Origin of the sequence: Candidatus Viadribacter manganicus (genome assembly GCF_001679665.1) — a bacterium.
Lineage (GTDB): Bacteria > Pseudomonadota > Alphaproteobacteria > Caulobacterales > Aquidulcibacteraceae > Vitreimonas > Vitreimonas manganica.
In genome coordinates, this window is the sequence record NZ_CP013244.1 from 89,317 (window position 1) to 105,495 (window position 16,179).

A 16,179-nucleotide genomic window follows, 5' to 3' on the forward strand; every position below is an offset into this window, starting at 1 on the left:
TATCACGCTTGGGTCAATCGCCTCTGCCAGCTGAGAGGCCAAGGGCCTGGATTTTCTTCCGGAGGGTATTCCGGTTGATCCCCAAAATGGCTGCGGCTTTGATCTGGTTGCCGCGGGTCGCCTGGAGAGCCTGGTTGATGAGCGGACGCTCCACCTCGGCCAGGAGGCGATCATAGAGGCCTGCGGACGGCAAGCCAGGGCTCGCAGCAGTGAACTCCCCTTCCACTCGGCGCGCCACCGCCGTCTCGAAGCCATCTGCGGCATCCTCGGGTGCGACGTTGTTGTCCGCGTGGCCGAGTTCTCGCGCGATTTCGCGGGCGGTGATGACGCTGGCAGGACTAAGCGCGGTCGCGCGGCGAAGTAGGTTTTCGAGCTCGCGCAAGTTGCCCGGGAAGGTGTGCGCCTTCAGACGCTCAATGGCGGCGTTGTCGATTGACTTGTCAGGCAGGCCTTCGCGCTTGGCGCGGACGAGAAAGGCGCGTGCAAGATCGCCAATGTCCTCGAGCCGTTCGCGCAGCGGCGGCATGCGGATCACAACGACATTTAAGCGATAGAACAGGTCTTGTCGGAATGCGCCTTGGCGCGTGAGCGTAGCAAGGCTCCGTTGCGATGAGACGATCAGGCGCGCATCGGGACGATCACCCGGTTCTTCCGCATGCAGAAGGCCCGCGAGACGAGTCTGTGAATCTTGGGGCAGCTCATCGATGTCCTCGAGGAAGAGCGTGCCGCCCTGACCTTGGGCAAATTTTCCCTGTGGCCCGAAGAGTTCGCGCTCAAGCTGTGTTGATTGGGCGCCAGCGAGGCTCATGGCGACGAACGGTCCGCTTGAGCGCCGGCCGTGGTCGTGGATGGCGCGCGCGACGCGTTCTTTACCGGTGCCGCTCTCGCCCTCGATCAGGACCGTGAGATCCGTGCCGGCGACGCGCGCCATTACGCGATAGACGTCCTGCATGGGCGCGGAACGCCCGATGAGCGGCAAGCGCTCCTCCTTTTCCGCCCTTGACGCTTGAGCGCGAAGCTTGGCGTCAGGGCCACCGATGAGCGCGCGCTTCACTGCCGCCATCAGATCATCAAGATCAAAAGGCTTCGGCATGTAGTCGAATGCGCCTGCGCCAGCGGCAGAGAGCGCCGTCGATACAGTGCTTTGCGCGCTCATGACGATCACAGGCAGATGCGGGCGCGCCATGCGCATCGCTGGCAACGCGTCGAACACGCAGTCGTCGCCCATATAGACATCGCTCAGCACCAAGTCGCCTTCGCCGTCTCGGACCCATTTGGAAAGGGTTGCGACGTTGCCGGTAGCGCGCACGTCATAGCCTTCCTTGCCCAGTGCCTGTGAAAGGACGAGCCGCAAAGAATTGTCGTCTTCAGCAAGGAGGATGCGTGCGCTCATAGGTTTTCGTCCGGATCGATGGGGAGAAGGATCTTGAAAGAGGTGCGGCCGGGCTCGCTCTCGACTTCGATGCGGCCGTCGTGGCGTGCGATGATGTCGGCGGCGACAGTGAGGCCTAGCCCCATGCCACCGCTTTTTGTGGTGGCGAAGGCTTCAAACAGCCGATCGGCGACATCTGGATGAAGGCCCGGTCCGTTATCGACGAATTGGACTTCGAGCTGCGCGCGCGCCGCGCCACTGGCGGCCGATCGAAATTTGACCCCCGAACGATACGACGTCGAAATAGCGATTTCGCCGTCCAAGCTTTCGCCGATGGCTTCTGCTGCATTTTTAGCGATATTGAGCAGCGCTTGGATAAGTTGGTCTAGATCGCCGCGAACATGCGGCAGACTGGGATCGTAACGTTCGCGGATCATCACGTTGGGAGCGCTTGAGCCAATCAGCTTGCGCACGCGATCAAGCGCTTCATGGATATTGAAGCGCTCGAACTTCGGCGGCTCGACGGCGCCGAGCGGATCGATGCGGTCCGTTAGGCGCCGAACGCGGTCCACTTCATCAACGATGAGTTTTGCAAGCGCGGCAGACTCTTCGTCCTCGGCGCGCGAGATGAGTTGTGCAGCAGCGCGAATGCCCGCGAGCGGATTGCGCACCTCATGCGCTAGTGTTCTCGCAGCCGAACTCGCAGCCGCGGGCGGTGCGGCGCGGGCGCGCGGCGGGCGCGTCAAGACCAGCGCGATGTAGCCGGTCTCCCCCACCGGCGCCGCCGCTACAGTGGCGCGCCCCAGCGCAAAGCCAGGCCCAGCCAGAGCAACGTCGGCTTCTGCAACCCCGCTTGCGCCGGAAAGCGTGCGCCGCGCCAACGCAATGATTGGCGCGTCGATGCCAAAGATCTCGTCGAGTCGGCGCCCAAGCAGTCCGCGTCCAACGCCGGCCAGCAGGTCAGCGGCCGCTGCGTTCACAAAGCGAATGCGCTCGCCTGCATCTATTCCCAATACCGGCGCCGGCAGCGCCTCAAGCCAGCGATCGCCATCAGGCGCCGAAGCTCGTTGCAGCGGACGGACGGTCGGATCGTTCATGCCGCCGCCCGATCAAGCCCGTCATCGAAGAGGCGGATCAGCGCTTCTTGAACGCGCCGCGGATCATCCAATGTGCATATCGCTTTGCGGACTTCGCGCGCTTGCGCTCCGAACTCCGCATCGATCATCCAGGCGATGTGTTTGCGAACCACCCGAACCCCGAGTGGTCCATCGTAGAAATCCAAAGTGTCGTCGCACAACGTCAGCAAGCTCTGCAGCAAGCGGGCTCTTGGCGGCGGGCAAATCTCTCCGCCGACTTTCAACGCGCGCTCGATCTCCGCAGTCAGCCAGGGCTTACCCTGAGCTGCGCGTCCAATCATCACACCTGTGGCGCCGGAAACATCCAGCGCACGGCGCGCATCCGCCGCTGTTGCGATGTCTCCATTTGCGATTACTGGAATACGCACGGCGTCGACGACGGGCTTGATCGCGCTCCAACTCGCTGCGCCACGAAAGAATTGGCTGCGCGTTCGGCCATGAATTGTCAGCATTCGCACGCCCGCATCTTCGGCGCGCTTTGCGAGCGCTGGCGCATTGAGCGAATGCTCATCCCAACCCAGCCGCATTTTCAGCGTTACCGGCAACGCCGTCGCCGCTACCGTGGCTTCGACGAGGCGCATGGCGTGCTCGGGTTCGCGCATCAGCGCCGAACCGCAAAGCCCGCTCGTAACGCTCTTTGACGGACAGCCCATGTTGATGTCGATCACGTCGGCGCCGGCTGCTTCCGCCAGGCGCGCGCCTTCGGCCATCCATTGAGGGTCCCGGCCCGCCAGCTGAATAACCAAAGGCGCAATGACGCCCGCCCCTGCCGCACGGCGCACCATGTCGATGCGTGCCCGCGCCAGTTGGTCAGAAGCGATCATCTCAGAGACGCAGTATTGCCCGCCGAAAGCTTTGACCTGACGGCGAAACGGGATGTCCGTCACACCAGCCATCGGTGCGAGCGAGACAAGAGGAGGTTTTTCGTTCAAATCGAACACACAGCACCCCGTTCGAGAGGGAGCTTAGGGCGCCTAAAAAGCGGGCGCCAAGGGTTTTTGCTGCGATGCAACATTTAGAGGCCGGAGTTCTTCAGCCATGAAGCTTGCGGCCGTGATCGTAGCCGGTGGCCGCGGTGCGCGAGCTGGCGGCGAAATCCCCAAACAATACCTTGGTTTGCGGGGTAAGCCGGTGCTCGCCTGGTCAGCCTTGGCATTTGCCGAGGCTGGGGTCGGTGAGATCGTCATCGCTTGCGCGCCTGAGCACGCCGAGCTCTGCCGCACCGCAACCGCTGGGGTTCCTGGCGTGCGGCTCGTTGATGGCGGGAGCACACGAACCGCATCGGTGCAGAACGCCCTGGCGGCCTTGAGCGATGCCGACGTTATTCTCGTGCACGACGCGGCGCGGCCCGGTCTGAATGCCGCCCACGTCAAGTCGCTGATTTCGGAGGTTCAGTCCGGTGCTCGAGCGGTAGCCCCCGCACTTGCCATCGCAGACACGCTGCGCCGCACCGATCAAGACGGGCGCATCATCGAAGACGTCGCGCGTGATGGTCTGATGCGAATTCAGACGCCGCAGGCATTTCACGCCGAGACACTGCGCCTTGCCTATGCGGCGCTCAGGCTCAACGAGACCATGACCGATGACGTCGCGGTCGTGCGCGCCTGCGACGTCGAGGCAAAGTTGATCCCGGGCGATCCGAAGCTGATGAAGATCACCTATCCGGAGGACATGGCCATGCTCGAACGAATGCTAAGCGCCGAGCGGGTGATGTGCGTCGGACACGGCGTCGACGCGCATCGCTTTGGTGAGGGAAGTTTCGTCACGCTATGCGGCGTGCAAATTCCGCACAGCAAGGGGCTGGTCGGTCACTCGGATGCTGATGCCGGCTGGCATGCGCTGGTCGATGCAATTCTTGGCGCCCTCAGCGAAGGCGATATTGGCGCTCACTTCCCGCCCAGCGATCCGCAATGGAAGGGTGCGGATTCGGAGCGTTTCTTACGTCACGCCGCGACGCTGGTGGAGCGAGGCGGCGCGCGCATCGTGCATGTCGATGTGACGTTGCTTTGCGAACGGCCCAAGATCGGCCCCCATCGCGACGCCATGCGCGCGCGCACAGCTGAAGTGCTTGGCCTTCCGATCAGCCGCGTCAGCGTCAAAGCGACAACGACCGAACGGATGGGCTTTCTTGGCCGCGAAGAAGGTCTCGCGGCGCAAGCTACGGCGACGGTTGAGCGTCCGGTGTAGGTGTATCGTCGCTCACCGCGGCGCCAGCCTGGCACTCTCGGAGATAAGTATAGATCCGGCATGTTTCAGCGCCGGATAAGCCTTCCCATAGGGCGCGAGGCAAGTTGATGTAATCATCAGTCCATGGGCGTCCAGGGGGCGCTTCGAAGACCCGCCAATCTGGATTGATTGCCAGAGTTCCAATTGTCTCCGGCGACTTGGCGATGATCATCACACTCGCTGCCAGGCCGCCATAATAAGAAACGTATGGCTGCTCGAAGCGATCACTGATCCGATACAGGTACGCAGCATTGAGTGAGTGCGCGACACGCGCCGCTTCCGAGACGAGCGCCAGATTTCGGTTCGACAGGTGGAGCACGACGATGCCGCGATCGCTCAGTTTGCTGAGGTAAAGAGCGATCGCTTCACGCGTCAGCAAATGCGCGGGGATGGCGTCGGAAGAAAACGCATCGACGACAATGACGTCGAACTCGCCGTTTGGCTCTTCCCCGATCTGCAGGCGCGCGTCGCCAAGTTCTATGCGTGCATTGGGCTGGCACGCTGGAACGTAAGTGAAATCACCGCCCGGCCGCGCCGAGAGGCGGACGACGGCGGGATCGATCTCAAAGATCGTGAGGTGATCGGAGGGCCGCATGAGGCATGCGGTCGAACCGGTGCCCAGTCCGATCAGCGCCAGGTTCGATGTAGGGCCGGTGCTGAGACCCGCGAGGATTGCCTCTCCGAGCGCAGTCCGTGGGTGGTAGTAGGTCAGCGGCTGCCGTTCGAACCGTGGGTCTGCGATTTGCGCGCCGTGAATGGTTGTGCCGTGCATCAAAATGCGCAGCGGCGGCGTATCTGGCTGAGCGCGATCGGCGAACTCACGCGTTCGCAATACGCCAAAGAAGCTGCGCTCTTGCGTGATCACTCGCGAGCCGCGTGTTTCATCCACAAAGATGATAACAAATGCCACGAGCACGATCGCCGCCAGCGACCAGGGGCGTCCGCGGTTAAAGAAGATCGCGACACCGCAGAACAATATCGACGTCACCGTCAACAATCCGGCGTCAACGCCACCGGCGCGGATAAGCAAAAGCAGGAGCAGAACAACTGAGGCCAATGCCGCGCCCAAGCCCCAGTCGGCGATGCGTCGATTGTCTTTGCGCGGCAGGATCGTGCCGTGCACGGCGAATGCAAGCACCACGAAGCTCGTCGCCATCAAGAGCGCACCCCAAGGCTGATGCGCGACGACTTGGGTCGTGTCGTTGACGACCGCCTGGACGAATATCTTCGGCAGATTGAAAGCGATGTAGATGACCAGCACTGCATGGGCCGCGGCCACGCCCAAGAACAAGTAGCGATAAATTGCGGGCCTATTTTCGTCGCTCCAGCCCGCCGCCAATACGGCGGCTCCCGCGCCCAGCGCGCCCAAGATGAGGGTGGCGTCGAGCGGCGCCCATCGCAGAAGTAAGATGGAGAGTACGCCGACTAAAGTCGCCGCGGCGAGCGAGCCGTCTACGAGGCGCGGTGTGTCGCTGTCCTCGCGCGGGCGGAACAGGCATGCGGCTGCAAGCGCGAGCGGGTACTCATAGATATTGTTGAAGATGAGCGGCGCCAGCAACGCAGCAAAGGCGCCGCCTAAGACGCCTCCAAACGAGACGAACAGATAGAATTCGGTGAGACGATCCGCGCTAGGCCGTGAACGCGCCAGCGCCAAATGGCAAATGAGCGCGCTGAAAAAGAAGCCCGCCAAAATGCCGGAGACTGACCCGATCCAATTGCCCGACGCGTAATAGGACATGATCATCAGTGCGAGAGCGATGGGGTGGATGAACAGCGTCCCCCCTTCCATCTTCTCGCTGCCGCGTGCGAACGCGAGCACGAATGTCAAAAGATAGAGCGCCAGCGGCACAACCCAGAGCATGGGCGCGGAGGCGACGTCGGTTGAAATGTGCTGTGTGACGGCGAGTGATAGCGCTGATGGCACTGCCGCAGCCGCCACCCAATAGCCGCGCTCACGCCAACTAGGCGCGGGCTCTGTGTGTGGAAGCGCTTTCGGGGTTTCGCCGTGCGATGTGATTGCCATCGCGGCCGCCAGCGCGATGAGGGCGCCGACAAGAACATACCCCAAGGACCAAGCCGCGCCCTGTGCATGCGCGCCAAGCAACGGTTCTATGAGCGCCGGGTACGCAAGCAGTCCAACGAAGCTGCCGAGGTTGCTGGCGGCGTAAAGATAGTATGGGTCGCCCGCATCTTGGCGACCCGTGCGCGCATACCAAGCTTGGAGTAGCGGTGCTGTTGCGGAGGCAGCGGCAAACGGAGCGCCGACCGAAAGCGTGAGCACGCCGATCAACCACCAAACTGGATGTTCGGAGCTAGGTTCGCCTAAGGCGTTGGTGATGTGTACCGGAAGGACGAACCAAGCGCCGAGCAGTACGATTCCGTGGACCGCAGCCTGTATCCGCAAATCCTTCAAGCGCGCGACCAAGTGCGCATAGAGATAACCGATGAGCAGCGCGCCCTGGAAAAACGCCATCGACGTATTCCAAACGGCAGGCGAACCGCCAAGCAGCGGTGTCACCATACGCGCAAAGAGCGGTTGCAGCACGAAGATGAGCGCCGCGCTGGAGAACAACGCCAAGACAAACACCGGCGCAGCCGCGCGACGCGCTATGGCCTCCATATTCCCTCCGCTTCTCGCGCGCGTTCTGCCATCGGCGCCCATGCAAGGGAATGGACTTTCGCTGCGCGACAGCCACACTTGCGCAATGACAGGCCATCCTAACTACGAACGAGCTGAGCAATTGCTTCGCCGAACTAAAGCGCTGGGATACATGATCGTCACGGCGGAAAGTTGCACAGGCGGATTGATCGCGGCGACCCTCGCGGCGGTGCCGGGAGCATCGGCCTCACTTGAGCGCGGCTTTGTGACCTATTCGAACGAAGCCAAAGCTGAGCTGCTGGGTGTGCCCGAGGATCTTCTTCGCGATCATGGCGCAGTCAGTCGTGAGGTGGCGATAGCCATGGCGCGAGGCGCGCTTGCCCATTCTCCGGGACACTTGGCGGTGGCTGTGACCGGCATTGCGGGGCCGAGCGGTGGAAGCGCCGAAAAGCCCGTCGGCCTCGTTCACGTTGCGGCGGCGCGACGCGACGGGCTGGCTTTGCATGAAGAGATGCGGTTTGGAGAAATCGGCCGGCATGCCGTGCAATACGAGACTGTCTCGGTTGCGCTAGATATGTTGACGCGCCTACTCGACTAATCTCAGGCGAGGCGCCGCTTTGCCTCTCGCTCGAACGCTTCCATGATTTTTGATGCAAGCTTGTCTTTGTTTGCTGAGATTGCGCCCTGCAGTAGCGGATTCTTGAACTCGTAGGCGATCCAGTAGCGGACGTGCGCGCCTCCACCTTCATGTGGCCGGAACCACCAGCGATTGTTCAGCGAGTGAAGCGGGCCCTTCACGAGGGCGACCTCCACCTCCCCTTTTGCTGGCTCGCATCGTACGCTTGTTGCGAAGGTCACCTTGATGGCTTGCCAGCCCACGTCAGCCTCGGCGACGCCCTGCCATCCCCCGTGCTCGCGCGGCTCCTCTTTGATAATGCGCATGCGCTTCAAGAATGGCACGAATTCGGGGTAGACGCGCACATCGCCGACCAGGCGACACAAGTCTTCGGGCGCATACGGCAGCACGCGCTCGGCTTCGATAATCGTGCGGGCCATCTAGTCTTTGGACAGCGCCAAACGCGCCGCCTTGAGCCGCGCAAAGTCTTCTCCAGCGTGGTGCGAGGAGCGTGTCAGCGGACTGGCCGAGACCATCAGGAAGCCCTTGGCGTAGGCGATGGTTTCAAGCGCCTTGAACTCATCGGGCGTCCAGAAGCGATCGATCGCGGCGTGTTTTTTGGTCGGCTGCAGGTATTGGCCGATGGTGAGGAAATCGACGCCGGCCACGCGAAGGTCATCCATGACCTGAAGCACTTCGTCTTTCGCTTCACCGAGCCCAACCATCAGGCCTGATTTCGTGAACTGTTTCGGGTCGCGCTGCTTTACCGAATCCAACAGCCGTAACGATTGGTAGTAGCGCGCGCCGGGGCGGATCGAATGATAGAGCCGAGGCACGGTTTCGAGATTGTGGTTGAACACGTCAGGCGCTGCATCGATGACGCGCTCGGCGCCGCCCGGCTTGCGCAGAAAGTCCGGTGTCAAAATCTCAATCGTCGCCTCAGGCGCTGCGCGACGGACGGCTTGGATTGTCTGAACGAAGTGATCGGCGCCGCCGTCTTCGAGATCATCACGATCGACGCTCGTGATGACGACGTGCTTCAGGCCCATTTGCGCGGTGGCGAACGCAACGTTCTCCGGTTCGGCCGCATCGAGCGGCAGCGGCTTGCCGGTGGCGACATTGCAGAAGCTGCACGCACGCGTGCATATGCCGCCAAGGATCATGAAGGTTGCGTGCTTTTGACTCCAGCATTCGCCGATGTTTGGGCAGCCCGCTTCTTCGCAAACGGTGTGGAGCTTGAGATCCCGGACAAGTTCTTTTGTCTGGTGGTAGCCGAGGCTGGTGGGCGCTTTGACCCGAATCCACTCCGGCTTCCGTGGGCTGGCGTTGTCGGGCCGGCCCTCCTTTTCAGGATGGCGCGGGCGGCTTGGGTCGCCTTCTGGGCGCAAATCAATCAGGGTTGGCACGGCCTCAACATGAGCCTCCTCGCCTTGTCCCGCAACGGCTTGAGGGCAAACCTCCCCTGCGTCGCCAATGAGTTAATGCGGTCTCACTTGCCTCGCTTTATCCACGCCGTTAGGGTCTGTTACAACCGTGAAACAATAATCACGGGTTGAGCGTCTTACTTCTAGTCGCTCAGGCGGAACGAAAAGTCGGAGGCAACACCCTCATGGCGCAACGCTCTTTCGAACTGGCGCGCACGCGCGTCTCCTTGTTCGAGGCCCTGCTCCGAGCCCGTGATCTAAAGGGCGGCAAGTTCAAGATTCTTGAGGATCACACCCGCACGCCGCAGACGTACGATGACATCGTTCGGAAGGCATTCGCGCTGGGCGGCAAGCTCGACACCTTGATTAAGCGGCGCGAGACCGCCGGAATCTTGCTCCCGACCGGTGTTGCCTGCACGGTGGCGTTCTTCGCGCTGCATGCGATAGGCCGCACGCCGGCGATGCTCAATTTCACGGCCGGCGCGATGAACCTGCGTTCAGCTTGCGATGCGGCGAACGTGCGCAAGATCATAACGGCGCGCGCCTTCATCAAGATGGCCAAGCTCGAAGCGCTTGAGGCCGAACTCTCGAAGTTTGCCAAGCTGATCTATCTTGAAGACATCGGCAAAACGATCGACTTCGGTGATAAGCTTGTCGCCTTAGTGAAAGGCTTCTTCCCGCGCTTGTTCGCGGCGAAGGCGAGCCCGGATGATACGGGCGTGATCCTCTTTACGTCTGGTTCCTACGGGACGCCAAAGGGCGCGGTGCTCAGCCACGCCAATATCGTCGGCAATGTCGAGCAAGCGCACGCGCATATTCCGTTCGATCCGAACTGGTCGTTCTTCTGTCCGTTGCCGATGTTCCATAGTTTCGGCCTGACAGGCGGCGTGATGCTGCCGATCTTCACTGGCCATAAGACGTTCCTCTTCCCGTCACCGCTGCAGGTGAAGGAAATTCCAAAACTCATCAAAGAGACAGGCGCCAACGTCTTTTTCGCGACCGATACCTTCGCACAGCAGTATGCGCGCAATGCCGCTGACGGTGATCTCAACTGCATCCAGTTGATGGTGTGTGGCGCTGAGCGGGTGAAACCGGAAACGCGCGAACTTTACATGCAACGCTTCGGCGTTGAACTGCTCGAAGGCTACGGCGCGACGGAAGCTTCGCCGGTGATCGCGGTGAACATCCCGGGCGCCAACAAGCATGGCAGCGTTGGCCAGTTCATTCCCGGCATTGAATGGCGTCTAGAGCCCGTGCCCGGCATCGAGGGCGGCCAAAAGCTCTATGTTCGTGGCCCGAACGTGATGCGCGGCTATCTCGATCCCACCAAGCCGTTCGGCATCGACCTTCTGCCTGAAGGTTGGCACGACACCGGCGATGTCGTGGACGTCGATGAGGATGGCTTCATCCGTATCCTTGGTCGCGTGAAGCGTTTCGCCAAGGTTGGCGGCGAGATGGTGTCGCTGAACGCAGTCGAGAGCTATGCGCAAACTGTGTGGCCAGAACATCTCCACGCCGCCGTCGCCCTGCCTGACTCTCGCAAAGGCGAACGCATTATTCTGTTCACCGACCACGCGGGCGCGACTGCGGAAGACTTGCTCGCCTGGTGCAAGGCCAATGGCGCAAGCGAACTTGCGGTGCCTAAGCGGATTGTGGTGGTCGATGAGATTCCGGTGCTCGGCAGCGGTAAGACCGATTACGTCGTGATGCAACGCATGGCGGCAGAGCGGTTTGCTGAGGCAAAGGCCGCTTGATCTACACTAGGCGCGCGGCGCTGTTTGTGTTGGCCGCAGCCTGCTTTGCTTGTGCGGGTCATGATCAGCACGCTGACCCCATCGTCGGAGTTTGGCGCGACGTGCGCTCTCATCACATCTATGAGTTCTCGCGAGGCGGCTTAGGCCGCTTCGAACTCTTTGTACCTCCAGATGCCGATCCGATGCTCAGGGCGGTGCTGACGCCCGAAGTGTCGTGGCGGCGCGTCCACGGCGATTACGAGATCGCGCTTCGAACGCCGGGGCTCGACGGTGGCTTCATTGTCCAGCGTGGCATCGCTCGATTAGACGGCGTTCGCTTGGTCAGTGATATTGAGCAGCGCGAAGGCCCGCTGATACTGGAGCGCGCTCACTAAACGTGCAGCACGCGCCCGTACGCATCCAGCACCGCTTCGTGCATCATCTCGGACAGCGTTGGGTGCGGGAAGACGGTTTCCATAAGCTCGTGCTCGGTGGTCTCCGTTTGCATGGCGATGGCGTAGCCTTGGATGAGCTCGGTGACTTCGGCGCCGATCATGTGCGCGCCGAGGAGTTCGCCGGTCTTGGCGTCGAACACGACTTTGACCATGCCCTGATCTTCGCCTAGCGCGATCGCCTTGCCGTTGCCGACGAACGGAAAGCGGCCAACGCGCACCTCCCTACCCGCGGCTTTGGCCTTCGCTTCGGTAATGCCGACGCTGGCGACTTGCGGGTGCGAGTATGTGCAGCCTGGAATGCGCTCCTTGATCAAAGGATGCGGCTTCTGACCGGCGATGGCTTCGATGCAGATGACGCCCTCGTGACTTGCCTTATGCGCGAGCCACGGCGCGCCGGTGACATCGCCGATCGCGTATAGGCCGGCGACGTTGGTCTTGCCGTAGCCATCTGTGACGATGTGACCGCGATCGGTTTTGACGCCTAGGCCTTCCAGACCAAGGTTCTCGATGTTGCCGGTGATGCCAATAGCGACGATCGCGTGTGAGGCGGTCAGCGTTTCCTGCTTGCCGTTCGCTTGCACGACAGCCTCAACGCCGTTCGCGGTCGCCTTCAGCGATTTCGCTTCGGTGGAGGTCATGATCTTTAGACCTTCCCTCTCGTAGCGTTTCTTGGCGAAGGCGGAGATTTCTTCGTCCTCGACCGGCAGCACGCGATCGAGCAATTCGACCACCGTCGTTTTGACGCCGAACGCCGCATAGAAACTCGCGAACTCGATGCCGATGGCGCCTGAGCCGAACACGAGCAGAGACTCAGGCCACGACGGCGGCGTCATGGCATCGCGATAGGTCCAAATGCGCTTGCCATCCGACTTAAGGCCAGCCGCTGGAATCTCGCGCGCCCGCGCGCCGGTGGCGAGGATGACGTGCTTGGCTTCGTAAGGCGCCTCCTTGCCGTCTTTACCCTTCACGATCACCTTCGGTGAGGCTGCGCCTTTCTCAAGTCTGGCATCGCCTTCGAGCACAGTGATTTTGTTCTTCTTCATCAGAAACTGGACGCCCTTCTCCATGCGTCCAGCCACACCGCGCGAGCGCTTCACTACGGCCTCAGGGTCAAAGCTAACGTTCTCGATGGTGAGGCCGTAATCCTTCGCATGCATCGCGTTGCGATAGACTTCGGCGGAACGGAGCAATGCCTTTGTCGGGATGCAGCCCCAGTTGAGGCAAATCCCACCCAATCGGTCGCGCTCAACAATGGCGGTCTTCAGCCCAAGCTGCGAAGCTCGGATCGCAGTGACATAGCCGCCGGGACCCGAACCAATAACGATGACGTCGAAGGAATTACTCATGCGATCATATTTAGCAGTCCCGCGCCGCTCGTGAAGGCGGGGATTCGATAAGCTCCCATGCTTACCGGTTGGAACGCGCGCCTCTGGCGCGCATGCGGGCCGGAGGCCCGGCGCTCCAGGCTCCAACTAGTTGGCCACGATCCCAAACACGTTTCTTATGCCGTCGACCACGAACTGCGCCGCTAACGCCGCCAGTAGAATGCCGAAGATACGGGTGAGCATCGAAGCCACAGTCTCCCCCATGATCTTCGACAGCGTGCTGGCCATGAGAAACGCGATCAGGCAGAGCGTCAAGTTCGCGCCGACGCCGAGCAGAATGAAGCCGCGGCTCACGATGTCCTCGTTTTCCGCGAAGAAGAGCATGATCGAGGCAATGGCGCCGGGACCGGAGATGAGCGGGATTGCCAGCGGGAAAACGGAAATGTCGTCCTGAGCTTCAGGGTGCTGCGCCTGGTGGGCGGCGACTTGCTCTGCCCTCTCCTCACGGCGTTCGGAGCGCTTCTCGAACAGCATGTCTACAGCGATGAGGAAGAGCAGTAGGCCGCCGGCGATGCGGAAGGCGTCGATCGATACGTGGATCTGTTCCAGCAACCACGCGCCGCCAAACGCAAACGCGAGCAGGATGCCCGTGGCGATAGCGATCGATTTGAATGCCATCTTGCGCCGCCACTCGGGCGTCATGCGCGACGTCATGGTCGTGAACATCGGCGCCATGGCGACCGGATCAATGGCGACAAAGAAGGTCACGAAGGAAGCGAGCAGCAGAGAAAGCATCAACGCCCCTTAACCGATTCAGCCCCTGTTTACGCTGATTATTCGAACTCGTTACCACAAATGTTAAACGTACGCGCGTACTGTCTGCCTCGTGGTGGCGGGCATGCTTACGGACGACACGGCCGAAAAGGCCGTTCTCAGAATTCTCATTGCGGACGGTTCAGCGTTTCAAAGACGGCTGACGACAGAGGCGTTGCGCTCGGTGGGCCGCGTCCAGATTGATTATGCTGAGAACGTCGAGCAATGCCTCATGGCGTTGAGCTACAGCCATCCAGACATCCTGATCGCGGATTGGGATATCGACGAAGGCGCGGGTCTGACGTTGGTTAGACGGATCCGTGCTGGCGACGCTGGTCAAGGCTTTCGCAAACTTGCGATCATCATGGTCACGACCGGCAATAATGCAGGCGATGTACGCCGCGCGCGCAATGCTGGTGTCGATGAATTCATTCTGCGCCCCTTCTCGACCCAAACCATATTGAAGCGCGTCACGGCAGTACGTGGTCGCCGGCGAGATTTTGTTGAAAGCACGCGCTACGTCGGCCCTTGCCGCCGCCGCAGAGCTGCTGAAGACGCTTATGACGGGCCGCGGCGGAGATTGTTCGACAGCTCTGACAAGAACGCTGATGCGCCTGATGTGCAAATTCGCAAAGGTTTGGCTCGCATGTATTGCGAGCGTATCGGCGTACTGCTGCGGGCGCTACAGCCTGGCGACGCCACGGCCATCCGCGATCTGTGCCTCACATGCGGCCAGTTGAGTGCTCTGGCGGGCGATATGAAAGATCGCTTGTTGATGTCCGCGACCTCTTCCCTCTTCAACTATATCAAAGGTGTTGGCGCAGAAGCGCAACTCAACCTCGGGGTCGTGCAAGCGCACCTCGATTCGATTGTGCAACTTGCCGAATTGCCGAACCACCAGGTTGAGATCCGCCAAACGGTGACGCAGCAATTGAGCGTCATGGTCACCAAGAAACTGCGGCAATCAGGCCAAGCAGCTTAAGCGCCGGCGGCTATGAGCATTTGAATACTGCCAAGCACGGCGAACGCAGTCACGAAGAACGCAACCACATCGAGCGGCAGAGCAAGCTTTCGCATCAGCGGCGCAGCGCCACGTGCGCCTGCTCCGACGATTGCGCCCAATAGCGCGCCCAACAGGACGGCCCCAATCGGTAGGCCCATGGCGATGACACGAACGGTCTGATCTGCGTCCTGCGTCGCGAGGAATCCGTGCGCGAGCAGCAGCCCGGGCGTTAGCATCGTTAGGACCAGCGCGAGCAGCGCGAGAGCTCTATGTTGCTTTGGCGCTTCATCGTCTGGCGAGCGAGAGGCGCCCCATTGCTCGACGAACACGGCCGCTGCTTCCAGCGCCACGGCCACCAGAAACCAAAGCCCGACTACCTGAATCAATGCCTCCAGCATAGGCGGCATAATACGTTGCGTCGGCGACCTGTGGAGAGTGTTGAAGCGCCCGTTCGTCGCTTAACTCACTGGGCGCGGCAGTCTGGCCTCAGTGCATGAGAGCGTCAGCAGCTGCTTGTAGCTGCGCTGTATCAAGGCCGGTTATGATGGCCCCAACCGATACGATAAAAGCGGCCATTCCAGAGACTATACTGGCCATGCGGAACATCGTCCGGGCCTCATGTGCAGCCAAATTCACTATCGCGCCCGCAAGCGCCCCGCAGAAGCCGACGATAATCGGCAATACCATCAACAACACCCGCATTGTCGGGTCCGCTTGGTCTGTCGTCACGGCAAAAGCGTAGAGCACGAGGAGGACCGGGGTGAGCCCGGTAATGACGTCTAGCAGCAACATTGGCGCGCTGCGGCGTCGTGGCTCTTCGGAAGGCGCCCGGGCTGAGCCGGCTTTGGCGACGAGTGCAGCCAAGAAGACTGTCATCACAGCGATGAAGTATCCCTGCCCCGCCGTTGCGATCAAAGCCTCAGCCATCGTGCAATCCCCGCATGCGCCACTAGCGTATTGGCAGTGCGAGCCGCAACCAGGTTGCGCGACGGAATGCGTCGTCCTGTAGCTATCCTGCGGCGCGCGCGGTGATGAAGCCGTTGATGAAGGCGAAGACCGTCTCCCAGCTGACATATAGGGCAAGGACAAAGACGAGGAGCGCAAGGATGGGCGCTGCGCGGTTCAAGACCCGAGCAACGTCTGGAATCGCCGCGCGAATAATCCATCCAACGATCGTGGCGGTGATCACAGCGCCGAAGATTGCCACGATGACCGCTACAAGCGCGCCGCTGCCTGACAGGAAGGCGTGGAAAAACAAGAGCAGCGGGGTGATCAAACTAAGGATCGTCACCAGCAGTGCGAAGCCGCGCGGTCCGCCCTGCTCTTCGACTTCCGCTGGCTTGGGCTTGGCGGACTCACACACCATCACAAAAAATTGGCCGAGAAGGGCCGCGAACCAGAGATCGCCTGCCGTGCTTACGAGTTGATCGACCAAGAGATCTATGTTCGACATGCTTGCCCCGCTGTTCCCCAAACG

16 protein-coding genes are annotated in these 16,179 nt (G+C 61.2%); 5 read left to right on the forward strand and 11 right to left on the reverse strand.

Annotation, left to right across the window (positions count from 1 at the left end):
* Positions 1-13 precede the first annotated feature (13 nt).
* From ATE48_RS00475 to dusB, 3 genes are read right to left on the reverse strand one after another with little or no spacing between them, the layout of a single operon-like run.
* Positions 14-1,393, reverse strand: coding sequence for a sigma-54-dependent transcriptional regulator (locus tag ATE48_RS00475; RefSeq protein ID WP_066766657.1), 1,380 nt, complete (start codon positions 1,391-1,393; stop codon positions 14-16).
* Positions 1,390-2,469 (reverse strand): two-component system sensor histidine kinase NtrB, encoded by a 1,080-nt coding sequence (locus tag ATE48_RS00480; protein WP_066766662.1) that lies wholly within the window; start codon positions 2,467-2,469, stop codon positions 1,390-1,392. The genes ATE48_RS00475 and ATE48_RS00480 overlap by 4 nt, the downstream gene beginning before the upstream one ends.
* On the reverse strand, positions 2,466-3,449 hold the full coding sequence (dusB, locus tag ATE48_RS00485; protein WP_066766664.1) for a tRNA dihydrouridine synthase DusB: 984 nt from the start codon (positions 3,447-3,449) through the stop codon (positions 2,466-2,468). Before dusB ends, ATE48_RS00480 begins: the two co-directional genes overlap by 4 nt.
* A gap of 97 nt (positions 3,450-3,546) precedes the next feature.
* Here dusB and ATE48_RS00490 point away from each other — a divergent pair, with 97 nt between their 5' ends.
* The gene (locus ATE48_RS00490; protein ID WP_066766667.1) at positions 3,547-4,695 is read left to right on the forward strand and encodes a bifunctional 2-C-methyl-D-erythritol 4-phosphate cytidylyltransferase/2-C-methyl-D-erythritol 2,4-cyclodiphosphate synthase; all 1,149 of its coding nucleotides are present in this window, start codon (positions 3,547-3,549) and stop codon (positions 4,693-4,695) included.
* On the opposite strand, the gene ATE48_RS00495 is transcribed toward ATE48_RS00490, so the two are convergent.
* Positions 4,667-7,354, reverse strand: coding sequence for a fused MFS/spermidine synthase (locus tag ATE48_RS00495; RefSeq protein WP_066766669.1), 2,688 nt, complete (start codon positions 7,352-7,354; stop codon positions 4,667-4,669). The two genes, ATE48_RS00490 and ATE48_RS00495, sit on opposite strands and share 29 nt — an antisense overlap.
* An 85-nt stretch (positions 7,355-7,439) precedes the next feature.
* Between ATE48_RS00495 and ATE48_RS00500 the strand changes: the two genes are divergently transcribed.
* Positions 7,440-7,931 (forward strand): CinA family protein, encoded by a 492-nt coding sequence (locus ATE48_RS00500; protein ID WP_066774450.1) that lies wholly within the window; start codon positions 7,440-7,442, stop codon positions 7,929-7,931.
* Positions 7,932-7,933: 2 nt separating this feature from the next.
* Here the strand turns inward: ATE48_RS00500 and ATE48_RS00505 are convergent, their stop codons facing one another.
* Both ATE48_RS00505 and lipA read right to left on the reverse strand, forming a co-directional pair.
* Positions 7,934-8,389 (reverse strand): type II toxin-antitoxin system RatA family toxin, encoded by a 456-nt coding sequence (locus tag ATE48_RS00505; RefSeq protein WP_066766671.1) that lies wholly within the window; start codon positions 8,387-8,389, stop codon positions 7,934-7,936.
* Positions 8,390-9,355 carry a lipoyl synthase gene (lipA, locus tag ATE48_RS00510; protein ID WP_066766673.1) on the reverse strand — a complete coding sequence of 322 codons (966 nt, stop codon included), beginning with the start codon at positions 9,353-9,355 and terminating at the stop codon, positions 8,390-8,392.
* Positions 9,356-9,558: 203 nt separating this feature from the next.
* Between lipA and ATE48_RS00515 the strand changes: the two genes are divergently transcribed.
* Complete coding sequence (locus tag ATE48_RS00515) at positions 9,559-11,127, forward strand: AMP-binding protein (protein WP_066766684.1); 1,569 nt, start codon at positions 9,559-9,561, stop codon at positions 11,125-11,127.
* A complete protein-coding gene (locus ATE48_RS00520; protein ID WP_066766687.1) occupies positions 11,124-11,501 on the forward strand; it encodes a DUF2147 domain-containing protein in 378 nt (125 codons plus the stop codon). Before ATE48_RS00515 ends, ATE48_RS00520 begins: the two co-directional genes overlap by 4 nt.
* Here the strand turns inward: ATE48_RS00520 and lpdA are convergent.
* Positions 11,498-12,907, reverse strand: a complete 1,410-nt coding sequence (gene lpdA, locus ATE48_RS00525) for a dihydrolipoyl dehydrogenase (protein ID WP_066766689.1) — start codon at positions 12,905-12,907, stop codon at positions 11,498-11,500. The genes ATE48_RS00520 and lpdA overlap by 4 nt on opposite strands.
* Before the next feature lie 126 nt (positions 12,908-13,033).
* Entirely contained in the window at positions 13,034-13,681 is a 648-nt protein-coding gene (locus ATE48_RS00530; RefSeq protein ID WP_066766692.1) for a MarC family protein, read from the reverse strand.
* 103 nt (positions 13,682-13,784) lie between these two features.
* Here ATE48_RS00530 and ATE48_RS00535 point away from each other — a divergent pair, with 103 nt between their 5' ends.
* Positions 13,785-14,681: a response regulator gene (locus ATE48_RS00535; protein WP_066766696.1), complete on the forward strand. Its 897-nt coding sequence runs from the start codon at positions 13,785-13,787 to the stop codon at positions 14,679-14,681.
* Here the strand turns inward: ATE48_RS00535 and ATE48_RS00540 are convergent.
* From ATE48_RS00540 to ATE48_RS00550, 3 genes are all read right to left on the reverse strand, one after another.
* Positions 14,678-15,088 carry a hypothetical protein gene (locus ATE48_RS00540; RefSeq protein ID WP_228126718.1) on the reverse strand — a complete coding sequence of 137 codons (411 nt, stop codon included), beginning with the start codon at positions 15,086-15,088 and terminating at the stop codon, positions 14,678-14,680. The two genes, ATE48_RS00535 and ATE48_RS00540, sit on opposite strands and share 4 nt — an antisense overlap.
* 100 nt (positions 15,089-15,188) lie before the next feature.
* Positions 15,189-15,629 carry a hypothetical protein gene (locus ATE48_RS00545; RefSeq protein ID WP_066766700.1) on the reverse strand — a complete coding sequence of 147 codons (441 nt, stop codon included), beginning with the start codon at positions 15,627-15,629 and terminating at the stop codon, positions 15,189-15,191.
* Between the two features lie 82 nt (positions 15,630-15,711).
* Positions 15,712-16,155, reverse strand: a complete 444-nt coding sequence (locus ATE48_RS00550; protein WP_066766702.1) for a hypothetical protein — start codon at positions 16,153-16,155, stop codon at positions 15,712-15,714.
* Between the last annotated feature and the right edge of the window lie 24 nt (positions 16,156-16,179).

Excerpts from the sequence above, each read along its gene's own strand:
- ATE48_RS00475 (WP_066766657.1), bottom strand. The coding sequence starts at position 1,393 with ATGAGCGCACGCATCCTCCTTGCTGAAGACGACAATTCTTTGCGGCTC.
- ATE48_RS00480 (WP_066766662.1), bottom strand. The coding sequence starts at position 2,469 with ATGAACGATCCGACCGTCCGTCCGCTGCAACGAGCTTCGGCGCCTGAT.
- ATE48_RS00490 (WP_066766667.1), top strand. The coding sequence starts at position 3,547 with ATGAAGCTTGCGGCCGTGATCGTAGCCGGTGGCCGCGGTGCGCGAGCT.
- ATE48_RS00495 (WP_066766669.1), bottom strand. The coding sequence starts at position 7,354 with ATGGAGGCCATAGCGCGTCGCGCGGCTGCGCCGGTGTTTGTCTTGGCG.
- ATE48_RS00500 (WP_066774450.1), top strand. The coding sequence starts at position 7,440 with ATGACAGGCCATCCTAACTACGAACGAGCTGAGCAATTGCTTCGCCGA.
- ATE48_RS00505 (WP_066766671.1), bottom strand. The coding sequence starts at position 8,389 with ATGGCCCGCACGATTATCGAAGCCGAGCGCGTGCTGCCGTATGCGCCC.
- ATE48_RS00515 (WP_066766684.1), top strand. The coding sequence starts at position 9,559 with ATGGCGCAACGCTCTTTCGAACTGGCGCGCACGCGCGTCTCCTTGTTC.
- lpdA (WP_066766689.1), bottom strand. The coding sequence starts at position 12,907 with ATGAGTAATTCCTTCGACGTCATCGTTATTGGTTCGGGTCCCGGCGGC.
- ATE48_RS00530 (WP_066766692.1), bottom strand. The coding sequence starts at position 13,681 with ATGCTTTCTCTGCTGCTCGCTTCCTTCGTGACCTTCTTTGTCGCCATT.
- ATE48_RS00535 (WP_066766696.1), top strand. The coding sequence starts at position 13,785 with ATGCTTACGGACGACACGGCCGAAAAGGCCGTTCTCAGAATTCTCATT.
- ATE48_RS00545 (WP_066766700.1), bottom strand. The coding sequence starts at position 15,629 with ATGGCTGAGGCTTTGATCGCAACGGCGGGGCAGGGATACTTCATCGCT.
- ATE48_RS00550 (WP_066766702.1), bottom strand. The coding sequence starts at position 16,155 with ATGTCGAACATAGATCTCTTGGTCGATCAACTCGTAAGCACGGCAGGC.